This window comes from Paenibacillus sp. EKM212P, assembly GCF_011066115.1.
Lineage (GTDB): Bacteria > Bacillota > Bacilli > Paenibacillales > Paenibacillaceae > Paenibacillus > Paenibacillus polymyxa_B.
On sequence record NZ_JAAMNR010000002.1, the window covers coordinates 396,348 to 414,490 of the forward strand.

Annotated in this window: 19 protein-coding genes; all 19 read right to left on the reverse strand. The window is 47.5% G+C overall.

What is annotated here, in order from left to right:
- Positions 1-2: 2 nt before the first annotated feature.
- The 19 genes from G9G54_RS07925 to G9G54_RS08015 all read right to left on the reverse strand — a co-directional run bounded on the left by G9G54_RS07925 (position 3) and on the right by G9G54_RS08015 (position 18,134).
- Positions 3-647, reverse strand: a complete 645-nt coding sequence (locus tag G9G54_RS07925) for a DUF1405 domain-containing protein (RefSeq protein ID WP_165177197.1) — start codon at positions 645-647, stop codon at positions 3-5.
- Between the two features lie 173 nt (positions 648-820).
- Complete coding sequence (locus G9G54_RS07930) at positions 821-1,000, reverse strand: IDEAL domain-containing protein (RefSeq protein ID WP_013371655.1); 180 nt, start codon at positions 998-1,000, stop codon at positions 821-823.
- Between the two features lie 22 nt (positions 1,001-1,022).
- Positions 1,023-1,529, reverse strand: a complete 507-nt coding sequence (locus G9G54_RS07935) for a gamma carbonic anhydrase family protein (RefSeq protein ID WP_165177199.1) — start codon at positions 1,527-1,529, stop codon at positions 1,023-1,025.
- 52 nt (positions 1,530-1,581) lie between these two features.
- Positions 1,582-2,691, reverse strand: a complete 1,110-nt coding sequence (locus G9G54_RS07940; RefSeq protein ID WP_061829200.1) for a hypothetical protein — start codon at positions 2,689-2,691, stop codon at positions 1,582-1,584.
- Positions 2,692-2,855: 164 nt separating this feature from the next.
- A complete protein-coding gene (locus tag G9G54_RS07945; protein ID WP_165177201.1) occupies positions 2,856-3,458 on the reverse strand; it encodes a histidine phosphatase family protein in 603 nt (200 codons plus the stop codon).
- 70 nt (positions 3,459-3,528) lie between these two features.
- Positions 3,529-4,155, reverse strand: coding sequence for an anti-sigma factor (locus G9G54_RS07950; RefSeq protein WP_165177203.1), 627 nt, complete (start codon positions 4,153-4,155; stop codon positions 3,529-3,531).
- Entirely contained in the window at positions 4,152-4,748 is a 597-nt protein-coding gene (locus tag G9G54_RS07955) for an RNA polymerase sigma factor (protein ID WP_172828252.1), read from the reverse strand. The genes G9G54_RS07950 and G9G54_RS07955 overlap by 4 nt, the downstream gene beginning before the upstream one ends.
- 858 nt (positions 4,749-5,606) lie before the next feature.
- Positions 5,607-6,695: a prephenate dehydrogenase gene (locus tag G9G54_RS07960; protein WP_069289822.1), complete on the reverse strand. Its 1,089-nt coding sequence runs from the start codon at positions 6,693-6,695 to the stop codon at positions 5,607-5,609.
- A gap of 26 nt (positions 6,696-6,721) precedes the next feature.
- Positions 6,722-7,825, reverse strand: a complete 1,104-nt coding sequence (hisC, locus tag G9G54_RS07965; protein ID WP_165177205.1) for a histidinol-phosphate transaminase — start codon at positions 7,823-7,825, stop codon at positions 6,722-6,724.
- A gap of 54 nt (positions 7,826-7,879) precedes the next feature.
- Positions 7,880-8,686: a tryptophan synthase subunit alpha gene (trpA, locus tag G9G54_RS07970; protein ID WP_165177207.1), complete on the reverse strand. Its 807-nt coding sequence runs from the start codon at positions 8,684-8,686 to the stop codon at positions 7,880-7,882.
- Complete coding sequence (gene trpB / locus G9G54_RS07975) at positions 8,683-9,879, reverse strand: tryptophan synthase subunit beta (RefSeq protein ID WP_165177209.1); 1,197 nt, start codon at positions 9,877-9,879, stop codon at positions 8,683-8,685. The genes trpA and trpB overlap by 4 nt, the downstream gene beginning before the upstream one ends.
- Complete coding sequence (locus G9G54_RS07980; RefSeq protein ID WP_165177211.1) at positions 9,876-10,547, reverse strand: phosphoribosylanthranilate isomerase; 672 nt, start codon at positions 10,545-10,547, stop codon at positions 9,876-9,878. Before G9G54_RS07980 ends, trpB begins: the two co-directional genes overlap by 4 nt.
- The gene (gene trpC / locus G9G54_RS07985; RefSeq protein WP_165177213.1) at positions 10,544-11,338 is read right to left on the reverse strand and encodes an indole-3-glycerol phosphate synthase TrpC; all 795 of its coding nucleotides are present in this window, start codon (positions 11,336-11,338) and stop codon (positions 10,544-10,546) included. Before trpC ends, G9G54_RS07980 begins: the two co-directional genes overlap by 4 nt.
- Positions 11,328-12,374, reverse strand: a complete 1,047-nt coding sequence (gene trpD, locus G9G54_RS07990) for an anthranilate phosphoribosyltransferase (RefSeq protein ID WP_165177215.1) — start codon at positions 12,372-12,374, stop codon at positions 11,328-11,330. Before trpD ends, trpC begins: the two co-directional genes overlap by 11 nt.
- Positions 12,375-12,408: 34 nt before the next feature.
- Positions 12,409-13,959, reverse strand: a complete 1,551-nt coding sequence (gene trpE / locus G9G54_RS07995; protein ID WP_165177217.1) for an anthranilate synthase component I — start codon at positions 13,957-13,959, stop codon at positions 12,409-12,411.
- Positions 13,960-14,461: 502 nt separating this feature from the next.
- Positions 14,462-14,836: a chorismate mutase gene (gene aroH / locus G9G54_RS08000; RefSeq protein WP_165177219.1), complete on the reverse strand. Its 375-nt coding sequence runs from the start codon at positions 14,834-14,836 to the stop codon at positions 14,462-14,464.
- Between the two features lie 2 nt (positions 14,837-14,838).
- On the reverse strand, positions 14,839-15,933 hold the full coding sequence (gene aroB, locus G9G54_RS08005) for a 3-dehydroquinate synthase (protein ID WP_165177221.1): 1,095 nt from the start codon (positions 15,931-15,933) through the stop codon (positions 14,839-14,841).
- 1 nt (position 15,934) lies between these two features.
- Positions 15,935-17,104: a chorismate synthase gene (aroC, locus tag G9G54_RS08010; RefSeq protein ID WP_013310720.1), complete on the reverse strand. Its 1,170-nt coding sequence runs from the start codon at positions 17,102-17,104 to the stop codon at positions 15,935-15,937.
- A 229-nt stretch (positions 17,105-17,333) separates the two neighbouring features.
- The gene (locus G9G54_RS08015; protein WP_076293037.1) at positions 17,334-18,134 is read right to left on the reverse strand and encodes a CheR family methyltransferase; all 801 of its coding nucleotides are present in this window, start codon (positions 18,132-18,134) and stop codon (positions 17,334-17,336) included.
- Positions 18,135-18,143: the final 9 nt, after the last annotated feature.

The following is an 18,143-nucleotide window of genomic DNA, read 5'->3' on the forward strand; positions in this document are numbered from 1 at the left end:
CTCTATTTCTCCACTTCTACTCCCATTCGATTGCGCGCAAACATGGCAAGCCATGCCGCTATGATACTGACAAGGGTCAGCATAAAGGTAAAAGCACGCACTTGCGGTACATCATCCGTTAGCGTCTTCGGAAGATACGGATATATGCCAAATGTATAATCCATCGTATCATTTAACAATGTCCAGAGTGCAGCTAGGCATAAAGCAGTCCATTTGCAGGTGAAAAAACGCACGAACAGTAACGCTTCGACCGCCATTGCCGTGTGAGATGCCACCAGCATCCAATCCTGCCATATCATATGTCCCCCCTGCGCGACTCCCCAAAAAATAATAGCTGAAGCCCAGATGCCATATTTTACACTCGTGACAACAGCCAACGCCTCCATGATCTGCCGAATGACCTTCAAGCTCTTAAGACGCGGAGGATAGAGCAAAAATGCTATAGAGATCGTAAAAAACAGACTCGCCGTCGGACTATCAGGCACAAATACAATCTGCCACATTGGGTGATAATTTAGTGTATATTCCAACTGCCCCCCATACCATATGTACCCATACACCGTTCCAACCAGATTACACCAGAACAGCAGCCACAAAAAAGGCCGGCTCGTCAAGAACGACCGGCTCCACAAATAAGATAACGACACGTCCTTCATCCTCCGTTCATACGACAGTTGCCTTGTACAGGTCCCATCCTACAAAGACTATATCATATCCAAGCGTATCAAAAAAACCTGACCGCCGCTACAGTCAGGTTTGATGATTATAATCTTGAACTAAAGATTCGTCTGAAATCCAACTTAGGATTCCTAAGATTGTTCTAACTCATTGCTTTCAGCTCATCCGTAAGATGACGAAAAGCTACTTCATCTCCGGAGGCTAGCGCCTCATCAATATCCTTGTAGAGTTTTTCACTCCGGTGTTTACGTAATGCCTCGTCCAAAACCATTTCAGCAGACAGGCCCAACATTACTTCATAAGTAACCTTCATTTTATCCATAGGATGCACCTCCAACATGAGTTTAAGAGATCCTATATTCTTTTCCTTTCGCCACATAGCTGAGTGCCGTTCGTGACATCCGCTGCAAATCTGCATCTGTCAATTCGCGCACCACTTTGGCAGGTGTACCGAGAGAAAGAGTATAGGGTGGTATTCTGGTATTTTCCGTAACGACCGACCCTGCTCCTATTAAAGCATATTCACCAAGCTCCGCTCCGTTGAGTACAATGGCCCCCATACCGATTAAAGTGCCTTTGCCTACCGTACAACCGTGGATTATTGCAGCATGACCTACCGAAATATCATCCGCCAGCAACAGGGGCTGATCCGTGTTCACATGTCCCACGACACCGTCCTGAATATTGCAGCGTTCACCGATGATGATAGGCGCCATATCTCCGCGCAGTACGGCATTAAACCATACAGAGGAATCTTGACCGATCGTTACTTTTCCGACAATTTTTGCTCCTTCTGCCATATAGACAGCTGAATGGAGCTGTGGCATGTTTCCGTTATAGTGAATTAGCAACAACTTCACCCTCTCATTTTGGGTGAAATTCTATCAACATGTGTGCTGCTTGTCAATGGAGCCGTATACCCGAGTCGTTCCGACCAATGCGGCACTCTCCCGCCAACTTCAGCCCCCAGGCCGTCATCTGTACAGATGGTCCCGTCGAATGTTCACCCTGACGAAGCATACCCAAGTGAAGCATCATTCGTATAATCCTCTGATCAAAGACCGAACGGGGCGTATCATAGTAAAACGGTCGAATCAGTGGGCCGATATGTACAAAAAGCGACTCTGAGGACGTCCAGGGCCTGGCGCATTCTCCAATCCAGTAGACTAGAGACAGCAAATTAGGAACGGCTCCTTTATACAATCTTAACCAAAACCTGAATAGCTGTATCATTTCTTCCTCAATTGTATGCTCCTGATGCGCTTCTCCCTTTGCCGTCAGCACAACTTGGTCCCCTTTCTCCTCAATGTACTTGGAGTGACGGGCATAATCATAAAGTAGTGCCATTCGGTCTGGATAAAACTTAAAAGAGGAGCCATACCCGAAACGCCATCCTCCCTTACCCAAAAGCGGCTCCGCAATGTGCAAATGTTCCATCAGCTGCTGCTGATTGCGACGATACCAAGCTCCCTCGGGATTTAGCGGAACCTCATGCTGCCCCATGTATTGAAGGAAAAGCCGTAAATCCTCTGCCAGCAGATGCCCTTCATCCCGGTACGACGACGGTTCGCTTACCCGGGTCATTCCGTTTTGGAAGTCATGTACCATAACACGTCGAAAGCGCTCCTTCATATCCAACGGAATTTGGAACAAATACCTCGTATTGTGCGTCGAACCGTTGAACAACCAGCCACTAGAACGCAGACGGGTCACAATATCCCTTGGCCGCTCACCAGGATTCTCGTCCTCCTCAACAGACTGCTTGGCTATTGCAATCAATTCCTCCATGCTGAAATACGGTCGGTCATCGAACAGCAACGCGTTCAAAAACCTTACCTCTGACAACCTCAGCTCCTTGACCTGCGTCTCAAAAAAACTACTGCTGCCGAGCTTCGTCAAAATCCCCTGGATCAACTCATGTTTGGAATTAGGTTTACAGTCACAATCGTAATACACCGCGATTCTGTTCAAATGCACAATATCCGCAAATGTCAGCATATCCGCCAGATTCATTGTTCTATCGCCTCGTCACTGGACTGTCATCCGGAATTGATTCTTACCTGTTGTACCCACAGCTTTGACGGATTGTTCAGACTCTAAACCTCTTTTTTGCAAAGGTATAATTAAAAAACAAAAAAGACCACGACTCCTACGATAAGTAGAAGCTTGGTCTTTTACTAACTTTTTGAGTTACAGTCACTTTTCTCTTGCAAATGCTTCGTGCAATTATACAAAAGTGGTGCCCAATCCATATCCTCACGCTGGAGTACACTAAGTGACAAATTGCCGATTCGTTCCGTGAATTTTTCCTGATACAGAGCCTTATACAAATTAGCCAAAAAACCGCCGTGGGAAACGACCAGCAGATTCTGGTCCCGATTTTCCGTCCAAATGGCTTCCATAAAAGCTAGCCCGCGAAGCTGAAGATCCGCATCGCTTTCCTGCCCTAGATCCAGCAGATGCCAGTCGACTCCCCACTTCTCTTCACGCTCGGCCTGGGTCATGCCCTCGACCTGACCATAAGCACGTTCTCTTAGTCGATCATCAGGCTCTAACAACGGGAGATGCAGAGCAGAAGCAATAATCTCCCCGGTCTCTTTCGCTCTGGAGAGACTACTTGTAATAAGCCCGTCCCAATGATAAGGCTCTTCCTTTAATCGTTCTGCCAACAAGCGTGCCTGCCGACGCCCTTCCTCATTCAAGGGAATATCACTGTGACCCTGGATTTTCCCTACCGCATTCCAATCCGTCAATCCATGTCTGATCAAGCCAATAAGCATCGTGTCGTTTCCTCCGCAGTTTTGTTATTCAGGCATTGTTATGAATTCATATTGGAGCCCAGCTGTCCTGCTAATTTCTGACCCTTCTCGCCCGATGGATCCAGCCCAGAGAAAATAAAGCAAGCGCAAGTGCCAATACAGACAACAACATCCAGTATTGCGGATAAGTAGGAACAATGCTAGCCACCAGCGGGTCCATAATGCCACTATTCACATCTTTAATGTGGTATTGATATTGTGGAGATGTACTTGTAGTTTCCAACAGTCCTGTCGGTAAAATACCTGTGTCCATGACAGGAGCTGCTTTAGGGGGATTTTCCTGAGAGGAGCTTCCGTTCCAGTTCAAAAACAAAAAGCTACATAAAAATACGGCCAAGAAGCCGGCGATCCATACAGACATATACTTACGGGCTGCTGGGTTCACACGCGCACGTCGATGCTCGCCCGGAACAAGCCACGGTGATTCTTCATAAATTCGATCCATGACTCTGCGATTCATTGCCTCTAGCTTATCATCTGTTATTTCAAAGGAAATATCACGAATGGCGGACCGATTTTCTTTTGACAAATTCCACTCTTTTTCTTCCGAACCATGCTCCCACCCAGCAGACGAGCTTTTGGCCCGTCTGCGCTCCGAGTCTTGTTTCGATACATTTTTGCCTGTAGCGAACAAATCCTCAGTGTCTCTGGATTTCATTGGCTGCTCATCCCTTCGTTTTCCTCATAGAGAGGCTCAAAAAAATAAGGCTCCAACTGCGTCTTCACACTGGATCTTGCCCGGAAAAGCAATGACTTCACTGCACTGACCGTCTGTCCTAAAATAGTCGCAATCTCCTGATAATCCAATTGCTCATATTCACGCAATATCAGTGCAGATCGCTGCTTCTCAGGCAATCTATTGATCGCTTCACGAACCATTTCTACCTTCTCGCCGCGAAGGACAGCCTGCTCCGGAATGACATCCGATGGAGCTACTGGTACATAACCGCTCTCCTCCAATGGAACCTGACCGCTACGGTGCTTGCGAAGCTCACTTAGCACCGTATTGCGTGCAATCGTATATAACCAAGTGGAAAACGATGCGTCTACCTCGCGAAAAGAATGCAGGCTCCGATACGCTTTATAAAACGTTTCTGAGCACAAGTCCTCAGCAATCATTTCCAGGTTCGAACTTTTCAGCATATGATAAACAAAAGCTAAAATTTTACGTTGGTGCCGCCTCATTAATTCTGAATAAACCTCAACATTACCTTGTTTGATTTCCTGAATCATCTGGGAATCTGTCATCATCCGAGTGAGACCCTCCTCGCCCATACATGTGCTGTTTTCCCGTTCGATTCTGTCTATATATACCGAACAGGTCAAAAAAAGTTGCGCCCTTTGCGCAAATGGATGAAACAGCATCATGGAACATTTATTATTTTCTTACCCTATGTAGTGCCAACATTAACGGTGCTATCCCCAACAATATTCAACATCCAAAATGGACTTACCCATTGTACCACAAAATGTCCGTCAGTAAAAAAGTCCAAAATCCCCACGATTTCTATCAATGCCTCCCTAACGCTGGTACCTGATTCATTTATACAGCTTTTCAGGGGATTTTAAATTTTTTCAAGATTAAATGACAAACCCATTGAAAGTATTTTATTCAAATGCATCAATAAGGATAAATACGCAAAAAGAAAACGCTTCAAAAAAATTATTGACAAAATGAAAACGTATACATATAATAAAAGTACAGTATGGTTTCTCTCCACTCCTATCCTACTCAGCTACTTCACTAAAAGTAGCTACCACCCGGGGCTTTACCCGGGTGGTCTTTTTTTGTTTTCTTTAATAATAATTAGTGAGAAGGATTGTCTCATTTGTTCTTCAAATAACAAAAAAGCGGGCGAAAGTTTCTTCACCCGCTTTAAAACTTTTCCTATTATTTCACTCCCAGAAAGCATAGTACTTTTAAGGCGATCCGTAGCGCAGCGATCCATTTGAATCTAGAGAAGCGTAGCGTTCGCCTTTGCAGGGGGGGATTCTTACCTTTAGATAATTTAAAAAGTCCAGAGAATCCCCCTGCAACAGCGATCGTAAGATCAAATGGATCGCGGAGCGGTGTACCTCCTTAACGAACACTCATACTTTCTCCACCCTTCACACCACCACTTTATACCCCATCGAATCCAGCAGAGTCTTGGCACGCTCCCAATCCTGCTCTTGACGGAAGGAAAGCCGCATGATGCCTGGGACATCCTCCCGACTTTCAATGATTTGCATATTGCTCAGATTAATGCTGTGATTCCCCAGTTCCATAGCAATTCGCCCGATAATCCCTGGGGTATCCGGTACATCAATATACAGATCAAACGTGGAGACGATGACTCCTTTGCGACGCTCTGGCAGTTCACTGCGGAAGTGCCCAGCTGTCAAAAACTCGTCAGCGATTCCCTCACCGTCTTGTATTCTCAGTAAATGGGTAAAACGCTCAATCTGTCCGTTCCATTCTTCCAACAGGCCTAGTAAAACTTCACGATTGCTCAGTAAGATGTCCCGCCACACAACCGGATCACTAGAGGCTATCCGTGTAATATCACGGAACCCGCCCGCAGCCAATGTACGGTACAACGGATTTTCATCATTGTGCTTTCGCACCTGATTCACCAGCGCCGCTGCAATAATGTGCGGAAGATGGCTAATCGCACCGACAATATCATCATGCATATCAGGTTGAACACGCACAACATGAGCACTAGTATATTTTAATAAACGTTCCAGTGAACTGTATGCTTCCTCAGGCACACCCTCTGCCGGGGAAAGCACATAATATGCGTTTTCAAATAACAATGCGGAAGCAGCCTTTACACCGGAACGCTCCGAACCGGCCATTGGATGACCACCGATAAAGTAAGCGTTGCGCAAAGAAATTTCTGATGCTTTTTTGGCAATTGCCGATTTCGTGCTGCCTACATCAGTAATAATACAACCCGTTTTAAGCGGTAGCTTGCTTAACAGTTCGAGATAATGCTCCAATAAGCCCACAGGTACGCATAAAAAAATAAAATCGGCATCCTCTGCCGCTTCTTCAACCGAAAGAGTCGCGGTGTCCACGACACCACGGCTTAACATCGGTTCCATCAGTTCAGGGAGATGGGCATGGCCGACAACAGTAATATCCGGCTTCCCTTTAAAACAAAGTGCGAGGGACCCACCAATCAGTCCCACGCCGAAAATGGCAATCTTCATCAATTATCAAATCCCATCTGCGGAAATTATAGGCGTACTTTCGCCGCTTCCGCCCCCAGGACCTGTTCCAGCGCACGAATAAACAACTCATTTTGCGGCTGCGATCCAACCGACACCCTAATATATGTCGGATATTTGTGATGACCTGCGCGAATAATCACACCTTTACGAAGCAACTCCTGAAATACCTCACCGGATGGACGACGTACATCTAGCATAATAAAATTACCATGTGCCGGGAAAGACTCCAGTCCCAGACGCTTGAGCTCATCTTGCAAATAAGCTCTGCTCTCTGCATTACGATCTCGGCATTCTTGAACAAATTCCTGATCTTCCAAGGCAGCAATGGCCGCAGCCTGCGCTACCCGTGATGTATTAAACGGCTCACGAACCTGATTTATCAAACGAATGATTGGCTCGGCTCCCATACCATAACCAATGCGCAGCGAAGCAAGCCCATAGATTTTGGAGAAGGTGCGTAGTACAACCAGGTTTTCATACGCTGGCAACAAACGAATGCCGTCGGGATACGAGCGATCCGTTACAAACTCGGCGTAGGCTTCATCCAGAACAACCATGATGTGCTTTGGTACTTGGTCCAAAAACGCAATCAGCTCTGCTTCGGGTACAATCGTGCCCGTGGGGTTATTTGGATTACAGATCCAAATAATTTTCGTACGATCATTGATGTGAGACAGCATAGCATCCAAATCATGCACACCGTCACGCAAAGGCACCTCAACTGCAACCGCTCCCTCAATTTCCACATTACTTTTGTATACGGAAAATGTCTGATCGGCCATAATGCTTTCTTCCCCGGGAAGGAGGAAAGCACGCGTAATCAACGCAATAATTTCGTCAGATCCGCAGCCATAGATAAACTGTTCCTCTTTTAAACCCGTCCGTTTAGCTAGTGCCTGTGTCAAAGCTACGGCACTTCCGTCAGGATATACACTAATGTTGGCAAACTCCTGCTGAATGGCCTGCAACACTTTGGGAGAGCTACCATACGGATTCTCGTTCGAGGCGAGCTTGATGACTTCATCGAGTCCCAGCTCACGTTTTACGTCTTCAATCGGTTTACCGGGCTGATATACTGGCAAATGTACAATATGCGGTTTAGGTTGCATGCCCCTACCTCCTCTATCCAATCAGAACATATTTATTACTTTCTATTTTGACAGTTACTGCTTTAATTGTGCCACAAAATTATGAATTTGCAAAAGACCTTCTTGCCTGCGCGTAGAATCATTCAGCAATGGAATGGCCTCCTCCACCTGACGTACAATTGCACTGCCGACCACAACTCCATCGCAAATGTTTGAAAACCGGGCTACCTGCTCTTGAGTAGAGATCCCAAAGCCAACCGCTACCGGAATATCCGTATGCCGTTTGACCTGCGCGATAAAGCCCTCTATACCTTCAAAAAAGGAAGCTCTTTCCCCAGTTACACCCAGCGAAGATACACAGTATACAAATCCACGGGCCTGACGGACAATTCGTTCGATCCGCTGCTCCGAAGTTGGAGCCACCAGAGGAATCAGATGCACACCCACCTCTGCTGCCCGTCCTCCCAGCTCCTCCGCTTCCTCAAGCGGAAGGTCCGGAATAATCAGACCGCTGATACCGTGCTCCTGCAAGCCTGCAAAGAAAGCATCCATACCCATCTGTAATACAGGGTTATAATACGTGAACAGAATAAAGGGCAGGCTTGAACCTGCCGCCCTGGCCAGAGAAGCTGTCTCCATGCACGTGCGGATGGAAATTTGCCGTTTCAGTGCACGCTCAGACGCGCGCTGAATGACAGGACCGTCAGCCAGCGGGTCCGAATAGGGTACACCCAGTTCCAATATGTCAGCTCCGGCCGACTCTAACTGCCGAATGATCTCTATTGTAGTATCCACATCCGGGTCGCCTACCGTCAGAAAAGGAATTAATGCCGTTTTGCCTTCATTTTTAAGGCGCCCAAACGCCTGATCAATTAAATTCATGACGGATTTCCTCCCAAATACTTGATAATGGAATCCACATCTTTATCCCCGCGTCCAGACAAACAAATAACGATAATATCATCTGCCGTCAACGTAGGTGCCAGCTTGGCGACCTGCGCAACTGCATGTGCCGACTCTAATGCAGGAAGTATTCCTTCGGTACGGCAAAGAAGCTGAAGCGCATCCAGCGCTTCCTGATCCGTGATCGGAACATATTGGGCCCGCTCAATATCTTTCAGGTATGAATGCTCCGGTCCAACGCCTGGATAATCTAGTCCAGCCGAGATGGAATGCGCAGGCTGCACTTGTCCGTACTCATCCTGAAGCAGGTAACTCATAGAGCCTTGGAAGACCCCTTGTGTTCCCTTGGTCATTGTAGCTGCATGGAATTCCGTTTCGACACCTTTTCCAGCGGCCTCTACGCCAATCAAAGCGACACCCTGATCCTCAATAAAAGGATAAAACATGCCGATGGCATTGCTTCCCCCACCGATCGCTGCCACGATGACATCTGGAAGTCTTCCTTCCTTCTCTAGGATCTGGCGACGTGTTTCATCACCAATCACGCGTTGGAAGTCCCGCACCATCATTGGATACGGATGCGGGCCGACAGCTGAACCCAAAATATAGAACGTATCATGGACATGGCTGACCCAGTAACGCAAAGCTTCATTCCCGGCATCCTTAAGTGTACGTGTACCCGATGTCACTGGAATGACCTCAGCACCTAAAAGCTGCATCCGAAAGACGTTCAGCTGCTGGCGCACAGTATCCTCTTCACCCATAAACACCTTGCATTCCAATCCGAGCAACGCAGCCACAGTCGCTGTCGCGACACCATGCTGTCCCGCACCTGTTTCCGCAATGACCTTCTGTTTGCCCATACGCTTCGCCAGCAATCCTTGAGCCAATGCATTATTGATTTTGTGGGCACCGGTATGATTTAAATCTTCGCGCTTCAAGTAAATTTTAGCCCCGCCCAAATGCTGACTCAGACGCTCCGCATGATAAAGCGGCGTTTCCCGACCAGAATAGTCCTTTAGGAGCCCATTCAACTCTGCTTTAAACTCGGGATCATCCGCGTACTTACGGTAGGATTCCTCCAATTCAATCAGTGCGTTCATCAACGTTTCCGGTACAAAACGTCCGCCAAATGTTCCAAAACGTCCGTTGTTATCAGGTAATTGTGTCATGCCTGCTTCACCCTTTCTACGAATGCTGTGATTTTTGCAATGTCCTTGACTCCGTTCGTCTCTACACCACTGGATACATCCAGCCCTTCGGGATGATACTCATGAACTAGCTTTTCCGCATTATCGGCAGTCAGCCCGCCGGCTACAAACAAAGGAATTCTATGTTGATGGGTCCAAGCCTGATAGGCAGGAATTCGATCCCACGCAAACGTTTTTCCAGAGCCGCCACCATACAGGGGATCGTATGTATCCAGCAGTAAAGCGTCAATTGTCCCGACATAGGCATCCAATTCGTCCGCCGAGCGTTCTGTTCGTCCTTGACTGTCCACAGACCATGCCTTGAATACCTGTATACCAAAATGCTCTCTAATCTCCCGACAGCGCTGCGGACTCTCCTGTCCATGCAGCTGTATGACATCCAAGGGTGCTTTCTCCATCACATCATTTAACAGTGCATCACCAGGGTTCACAAATACACCCACGCTGCGCGGTCTGCTGCCTGAGGTCCATTCATCCAATACGCGAAGCAGCTTTCCAGCCTGTACGCCGTCAATCCGGCGCTTGCTGTCAGCAAACACAAAACCTATATAATCGACCGGTAAGTTTACCATAGATTTTAGCACTTCAACGCTTTGAAGTCCACAAATTTTTATGCCCGTTTTGTTCATGCTTTAACCCCGTCCATCAATTCGGCTACAGCCTGTCCTACATCTTCCTTGCGCATCAGATGCTCCCCCACCAAGATACCGTGTGCACCTACCGAATGCAGATAATTAACATCTTCCGGTCCCGCAATTCCGCTCTCACTGATGAACGTAACCCCTTTAGGAATTAGTGAGATCAGCTCCTCTGTCTTCTGGAGACGAGTCTCGAATGTCCGCAGATTTCGGTTATTTACACCAATCAAGGTTGCTGTCCCCAGCTCCAGCACCGCTTTAAGCTCCTCACTGTCATGCACCTCTACCAATGCATCCAGCCCGAGGTCCTTGGCAATCTGTAAAAAGGACCCTAATACACGTGGTTCCAGGATAGCGGCAATCAATAGCACCGCATCCGCTCCCAGCAGACGAGCTTCATATATTTGCCGTTCATCAATGATAAAATCCTTTCGCAGCAGCGGAATCTTCACCTGATCGCGAATTTGCTGTAAATATTCAGGGCTCCCCTGGAAATACGTCACATCTGTCAGTACAGAAATGCAATCCGCTCCTGCTCCCTCATATGCACGTGCAATGTCCACCGGATGGAAATCCGGTCGAATCAGCCCTTTGGATGGGGAAGCCTTCTTTACCTCAGCAATCAGTCCGAGCGGACGATTGCGTCTGCTCGCGATCGCATTTTCGAATTCTCTCGTCGCAGGTAAATCAGCAATTAATCGTTCAGCTTTACTTATTTGAAAATGCTCCTTAAGCTGCTCCACTTCTTGTCGCTTCGTCACCACAATTTTGTCAAGATACATATTGATATTCCCCCGTTGCCTGTATTAATTGATCCAGCTTGGAAAGTGCCAATCCCGAGTCAATGGCTTCGGCCGCTCGTGCTACTCCGTCCGTCAAGGTAGCTGCTGCCCCTGATACATAAATGCACGCTCCTGCATTCGCTAATACAACATCCCGATAAGCTCCATGCTCTCCGTTCAAAACCCGTCGTATGATATCTGCGTTAACCTGTGCGTCGCCGCCCAGCACCTGATCAAGAGAATGCGTCTGCAAGCCCAGATCCGACGGATGAAGCTCGAACGTGTGAACCTTGCCGTCCTTCAGTTCGGATACTCGTGTCGCAGCTGAAATACTAATTTCATCTAGCCCATCCAGACTACTGACAACCATGGCCCGTTTGGAGCCGAGCTGGTTCAATACCTCGGCAATGACTTCCGTTTTGTTGGCGTCATAAATGCCCAACAGCTGCCGATCCGCACCAGCCGGATTCGTCAAAGGACCTAGCATATTGAATACCGTCCGCACACCCAGCTCGCGGCGCGGCGCGGCGGCATGCTTCATAGACGGATGATACAGCTGTGCGAATAAAAAGCAGATGCCGATTCGGTCCAGGCAAGACCTAGCCTGATCACTCGTCAAATGAATGTTGACTCCCAATGCCTCCAGGACATCAGCGCTCCCGGCACGGCCACTTGCAGAACGATTGCCATGCTTTGCTACCCGTACAGACACCGAAGCTGCGATGATCGCGGATATCGTGGAAATATTAAACTTGTGAATCCCTGAACCTCCGGTTCCACATGTGTCCAGCAGACGACCGCTGCCTTCTTCAGCTTGCACTGGACTAGCGTAGCTACGCATAGCCTCGGCAAAACCAGTGATTTCATCTACCGTTTCCCCTTTGAGGCGAAGAGCCGTCAGCAGCCCGCCAATTTGCGCCTGTGTAGCACTTCCACTCATAATCTGTTCCATTACGCTACGGGCCTCCGTACGCGAAAGGTGCTGTCCCTCAATGATCCGGCTTAACCCCACTTGCATCATGTCATGTCGTTCCATTGTCGTCTCCTCCTCAAAATCAGATTTTTGTGTGTTACGGAGTGTACAAATAATCCTGGTTGATGACGCTGTTATAGGGCTGTGTCGTTGCCGGGAACATCACTTCTGCCGTACGGATTGCCTTCAGCAATGCCTTCGCTTTGTTCACCGTCTCCTGATACTCGCTTTCCGGAACCGAGTCCCACACAATTCCAGCGCCTGCCTGGACATAGGCCCGGTTCTTTTTAAACACAATCGTGCGAATCGTAATGCAAGCGTCCATATTGCCTGAGAAGCCTAAATATCCAATCGCCCCTGCATAGGGTCCGCGTGCTTCCCGCTCCAACTCAGCAATAATCTCCATGGCTCGTAGCTTCGGAGCCCCCGATACGGTGCCGGCTGGCAGACAAGACAGGAAAGCATCGAAAAAATCTTTGTCCTCACGTAGCTCACCTGACACATTGGATACAATGTGCATGACGTGAGAATAGCGTTCAATCTCCATAAACGTATCGCATTTGACTGTGCCAAACTGTGATACACGGCCCAAATCATTTCTTCCCAAATCGACCAGCATCAGATGTTCTGCACGCTCTTTTTCATCGTTTAACAGTTCTTCAGCAAGTGCCACATCTTCTGTCTCCGTTACACCACGCGGTCTCGTTCCTGCAATAGGACGGGTTTCTACCCGGCCGTTTTCCACCTTGACGAGTGCCTCAGGCGAAGTGCCTACGATGATCTCGTCATCCATTTTCAAATAATACATATATGGCGACGGGTTCATCGTGCGCAGCACGCGGTATACCTGTAAAGGTGAGGCCTCTGTATCAATGTGAAAACGCTGGGATAGTACAACCTGAAAAATATCACCGGAGCGGATATACTCCTTCGCCTGCTCTACGTTTGATATAAACTGTTCCTTCGTCACATTGGATTGGATCTCACCCAGTTCCACATCATCAGGAATGGAGGCTGATCCTAATCGCTCAGGCTGAGACTGCTTGCGCAAATACTGTGCCGTTTCCTCCAACTTGCGTTCCACGTCAGCATAAGCAGCACGAATGTCCTCATCGCGGAACCCTTCGCCTACATGAACATTGCCGACCAGCAAAATTTGCTGCTTCACATGATCAAAAACAATGACTTGATCGCAGAACATAAAACGAATATCATCCATATTCAAATCATCTACCGAATGCTCTGGTAGCTTTTCATAATATTGAAGCAGGTCATATCCAAAAAATCCGATAGCCCCGCCTGTAAATGGAGGCATTTCTTTCAGTTTCGGACTACGGTATTTACGAAGCAATGCTTTGAGCGCTTCAATCGGCTTGTCGTTTAATATTTGCCGTTTACCGTGTTGTTCCAATATCAAACGTCCTTTTTTACCCGAGACCATTAGAAACGGGTCTGTACCGATGAATGAATGTCGCGCCCACTGTTCGCCTCCCTCAACACTCTCTAGCAGAAAGGCACGGTCCCGCTCGGCATACCGACGGAAAATCCGAATCGGCGTCTCCATATCAGCCAGCACTTTTTTGTACACAGGAATCAGGTTAAATTCACTCGCCATCGTTATCACTTGCTCCACATGCGGCGTTAACATGAGATCACTTCCTTTCCAAATTGGCGCAGAACCAAAGGAGAGAATATAAGAAAAACGTCTATCGACGTACCTTCACGGAAGCCAGACCGCGTGTAGCGGAAGTTTTTCTTGCGATTATAGAATTGTTCAGCTCCGCTGAAAATTTTATAAATTCTATAATCGTAAAAAAGCCTCTACCGGTAAGGTAGAGGCTGTCAGTTATCGAAATTATAAGAATGCTCCATATGTAAAATGACTACAGCAAATAGATAAGTATACACTCATCCCTTTTGTATAACCGCACAGGTTGCCTCAAATAAGCTTCTCTGTAGAAGAATATCTCTTCATAGACAAAAGCTTACCCGCTACCGCCGATCTCTGTAATCTCATATGGAATTGGCTAAGGCTGCACTCTTCTCATCTCAACTCTGTCTCTGGCTAACTCTACTCTACTTAACTCTGCTACACACACTATATCTCATGGGATGTTACTTTGGCAACCATCAACTTTAAAAACGGGCACTTATTTCCCTTGGGAAGCCAGATCCGGTCTTAACGCCTGTGCTCCGTTCAAATATACATGTTTAATTTCCCGCTGGGATTTATCGGTGTTCACCTGTACCATCAAACGAATGCACTTGGATAAACTGCCTGCCACAGGAATTTCTAATGCACACATGAGCGGAACCATATCCCAGCCATCAAGCTGACGAATGGCCTTGGCTGGAAAGGCAGTATCTAGGTCATGGGTCACCGTAATCCATACGTTACTAATATCCTCCGGCTGAATTTCATTGTAGGATACAATTTCCTCCAGTAGTTGGCATGTTGCTTCCAAAATTTCGTTTTCTTCATTATTCACTACGGTCGTCGCGCCACGAATTCCCCGATTGTACATCGTTACGCCCCCTCTTTTAACTGTTCAATAACTCGTCGGATGTAAGAGACGGAAATATCCTTCACAACCTCCACGTGCCCGATGCTACGTGGGACGACAAAAGTAATGCTGCCTTCTTTGAACTTTTTGTCATGCATCATCGCGTACAGCAGCCGATCTGTATCGAGATGTGACGGAAGGGAGGTCGGTAGCCGTAGCGAAGACAACATCTCCTTCGTTTCATCTACCAAAGAAGGATCTGCCCCCAGCTTCACGCCCAAAAGTGCGGAGCCGACCATACCAATAGAAATGGCTTCCCCGTGTAAAAACTCACCGTATCCCGCAATGGCTTCAATCGCATGACCAATCGTATGACCTAGGTTTAGAATAGCGCGCAAATCATTTTCTCGTTCATCGCGCGACACCACTTCGGCTTTTACGGAACATCCCTTTTCCAGACCGTACTCCAGAGCTGTCGCATCCAGCGCAAGTAAATCAGTCGCATGGTCACGGCACCACTGGGCGAAATCAGCATCCCAGATCAAGCCATGCTTGATCATTTCAGCAAGCCCCGCAGATACCTCACGAGGAGGTAATGTTGACAACGTATCTACGTCATACAACACAAGTTCCGGTTGATGGAAGGCTCCTATCATATTTTTCGCCAAAGGATGATTGATGCCAACCTTACCGCCCACGCTACTGTCATGGGCAAGGATCGTAGTGGGGATCTGTACAAACTTGACACCTCTCATATAAGAAGCCGCCACAAATCCAGCCAAATCGCCCACCACACCACCACCAAGTGCAATAACGGCTGAATTGCGATCCAAGCCGCCCTCAATGGCTGCTGTTATGACCTGCTCAAATACAGCCAGCGACTTGGAGGTTTCACCTGGCTTAACGACAAAGGACACTGTCTTGTAGCCAGATGCCTGAAGATTGCTCTCCAATGTTGCCAAGTAGAATCCCGCTACATTTTCGTCAGAAACAATCAACAACGGGCTTTTTTGCGCAATTCCTCGTTCCTTCAACAACTCTCCGGCTCGATGTAAAAGCCCTCGTCCGATATGAATAGGATAAGAACGTTCCCCAAGCTGTACCGTCAGCGTACTCATCTTAGTACCGCCCCAGTTGTTCTTCGTAGGATGCAATATTCGCACGAATCTCTTCAATCGAATCCCCGCCGAATTTTTCTAGCAAAGCTTTCGCAATCTCCCAAGCTACCACATGCTCCATAACTACGCTAGCCGCGGGTACTGCACATGCATCCGAACGCTCAACCTGTGCAGTGAACGCTTCCTTTGTATCAATGTCGACGCTTTGCAGAGGCTTGTAGAGTGTAGGAATCGGCTTCATTACGCCACGAACCACAACTGGCATTCCATTCGTCATACCACCCTCAAAACCACCCAAACGATTGGTACGACGGTGATACCCACGTTCCTCATCATATAGGATCTCGTCATGCACCTGTGAACCGCGCAATTCTCCTGCTTCAAAGCCAATGCCGATTTCCACGCCTTTAAATGCATTAATCGACATGACGCCTTGTGCGATACGTGCATCCAGCTTCCGATCATACTGTACATGACTGCCCAGACCAATCGGAACACCTTCTACAATACATTCCACTACCCCACCGACTGAATCACCTTCTTGCTTGATCAGATCAATATATGCTTCCATTTTCTTTTCGGTTTCTGGATCGGTTACTCTCACCGAGGAGGCTTCTGTCACGGCAATCAGCTCATCAATCGGCAGATCACGGTAAGGAGCTTCGATTTCCCCAATGCGGATGACCTGACCTGCCACCTTGATTCCGAACTCAGCCAGCAATTGACGGGCCAAACCGCCGCATGCCACACGAATTGCTGTTTCGCGTGCACTGGAGCGCTCCAGCACGTTACGAAGATCCTTCAGGTTGTATTTCATTCCGCCATTCAAATCCGCATGACCCGGACGTGGTCGGTGAACCCGACGTTTTTCTTCATCACTGCCTTCAATAGGCTCAATATTCATAATGTTCTGCCAGTGCTTCCAATCGTTATTTTCCACAACCAGCGCAATCGGTGCACCCGTGGTATAGCCGTGACGTACGCCTCCGGCAATTTTCGCCGTATCTTTTTCAATCTGCATACGCCGACCCCGTCCATATCCTTTCTGACGACGGTGCAGCTGAAAATTCAATTCCTCAAAATCCAGTTTTAAATTGCTCGGCATACCCTCTACAATGGCAGTTAGCTGGGGACCATGCGTTTCCCCCGCGGTTAAATAACGTAAACTCATGACGCGTTCCCCCTTTAAACTGTTAAACTGTGCATCGCTAAAATCTTTAACTGTGCTTCATTATAGTATACGCACCTTTCTTTGACAAGAAAAGCCACGTGTATGCAGATAAACAAAAACACGCCTCTTAGCCAAAGGGGCTAAAGGACGTGCTTTGCTGATAAGCCAACCATCAATTACTCAAAGATATAAATAAGTTCCTACAAAACTTTGGATGATATACGCAGGCTTATGCTTTTTTGCGATAAAAAAAGGTTTCCGTCGATTCCAGACCATATTGGTTAGGAGAAAAGATTTGCTCTGTGCTACCGACAAATAACACACCGCCGGGACGAAGACTGGCTGCAAACTTTTGATACAACGTATGTTTGGCCTCTTCTGTAAAATAAATCATTACATTTCGACAGATAATGAGATCATAGCCATCCTCAAACCGATCCAGCAGCAAGTTTTGCTTTTGAAATTTCACGGCTTGTTTCAAACGGTCATCAATTCGATACATCGCACCATCCGGCTTGAAATATTTGCTAGCTACCTGCTCAGGTACATCCTTGAGCGAACGCTCCAAATATTTACCTTCCTTGGCTTTTGCCAATGCACCATCATCAATGTCGGAAGCTGTAATGGAGCAATTTCCTAAAATCCCTTTACCGTCGAGAACCATAGCCAAGCTATAAGGCTCTTCACCAGTCGAGCAGGCCGCACTCCACAGCTTAAGCTTCTGCTTTCCTACAAGCAGTTGTGGCAAGATTGTATCCCGCAGCACTTCCCACCGATTGGGATTTCGCCAAAATTCCGAAACATTGATCGTCATCCGATCCAGAAATTCATAGAATAGAGGTTTTTCCTTCATCATGGCATCATAAAAAGAAACAAAACTGGGAAACCCGTTTTTGTTGCGAAGCGTAGTTAACCGCCTTTTCATCTGTGCTTCTTTGTATTGTGCAAGATCAATACCTGTGCTGTCCTTGATTTTGCGGATAAACGCTGTGTAATCGGGGTCCATCTGACCCAGTTCCATATCCGTCATGCTACCATC

Excerpts from the sequence above, each read along its gene's own strand:
- aroH (WP_165177219.1), bottom strand. The coding sequence starts at position 14,836 with ATGTACAATCGGGGAATTCGTGGCGCGACGACCGTAGTGAATAATGAA.
- G9G54_RS08015 (WP_076293037.1), bottom strand. The coding sequence starts at position 18,134 with ATGACGGATATGGAACTGGGTCAGATGGACCCCGATTACACAGCGTTT.
- G9G54_RS07980 (WP_165177211.1), bottom strand. The coding sequence starts at position 10,547 with ATGAACAAAACGGGCATAAAAATTTGTGGACTTCAAAGCGTTGAAGTG.
- hisC (WP_165177205.1), bottom strand. The coding sequence starts at position 7,825 with ATGCAACCTAAACCGCATATTGTACATTTGCCAGTATATCAGCCCGGT.
- trpB (WP_165177209.1), bottom strand. The coding sequence starts at position 9,879 with ATGACACAATTACCTGATAACAACGGACGTTTTGGAACATTTGGCGGA.
- G9G54_RS07955 (WP_172828252.1), bottom strand. The coding sequence starts at position 4,748 with ATGATGACAGATTCCCAGATGATTCAGGAAATCAAACAAGGTAATGTT.
- trpE (WP_165177217.1), bottom strand. The coding sequence starts at position 13,959 with ATGTTAACGCCGCATGTGGAGCAAGTGATAACGATGGCGAGTGAATTT.
- trpD (WP_165177215.1), bottom strand. The coding sequence starts at position 12,374 with ATGGAACGACATGACATGATGCAAGTGGGGTTAAGCCGGATCATTGAG.
- G9G54_RS07940 (WP_061829200.1), bottom strand. The coding sequence starts at position 2,691 with ATGAATCTGGCGGATATGCTGACATTTGCGGATATTGTGCATTTGAAC.
- trpC (WP_165177213.1), bottom strand. The coding sequence starts at position 11,338 with ATGTATCTTGACAAAATTGTGGTGACGAAGCGACAAGAAGTGGAGCAG.
- aroC (WP_013310720.1), bottom strand. The coding sequence starts at position 17,104 with ATGAGTTTACGTTATTTAACCGCGGGGGAAACGCATGGTCCCCAGCTA.
- G9G54_RS07960 (WP_069289822.1), bottom strand. The coding sequence starts at position 6,695 with ATGAAGATTGCCATTTTCGGCGTGGGACTGATTGGTGGGTCCCTCGCA.
- aroB (WP_165177221.1), bottom strand. The coding sequence starts at position 15,933 with ATGAGTACGCTGACGGTACAGCTTGGGGAACGTTCTTATCCTATTCAT.
- trpA (WP_165177207.1), bottom strand. The coding sequence starts at position 8,686 with ATGAATTTAATTGATCAGGCGTTTGGGCGCCTTAAAAATGAAGGCAAA.
- G9G54_RS07930 (WP_013371655.1), bottom strand. The coding sequence starts at position 1,000 with ATGGATAAAATGAAGGTTACTTATGAAGTAATGTTGGGCCTGTCTGCT.
- G9G54_RS07950 (WP_165177203.1), bottom strand. The coding sequence starts at position 4,155 with ATGAAATCCAGAGACACTGAGGATTTGTTCGCTACAGGCAAAAATGTA.
- G9G54_RS07945 (WP_165177201.1), bottom strand. The coding sequence starts at position 3,458 with ATGCTTATTGGCTTGATCAGACATGGATTGACGGATTGGAATGCGGTA.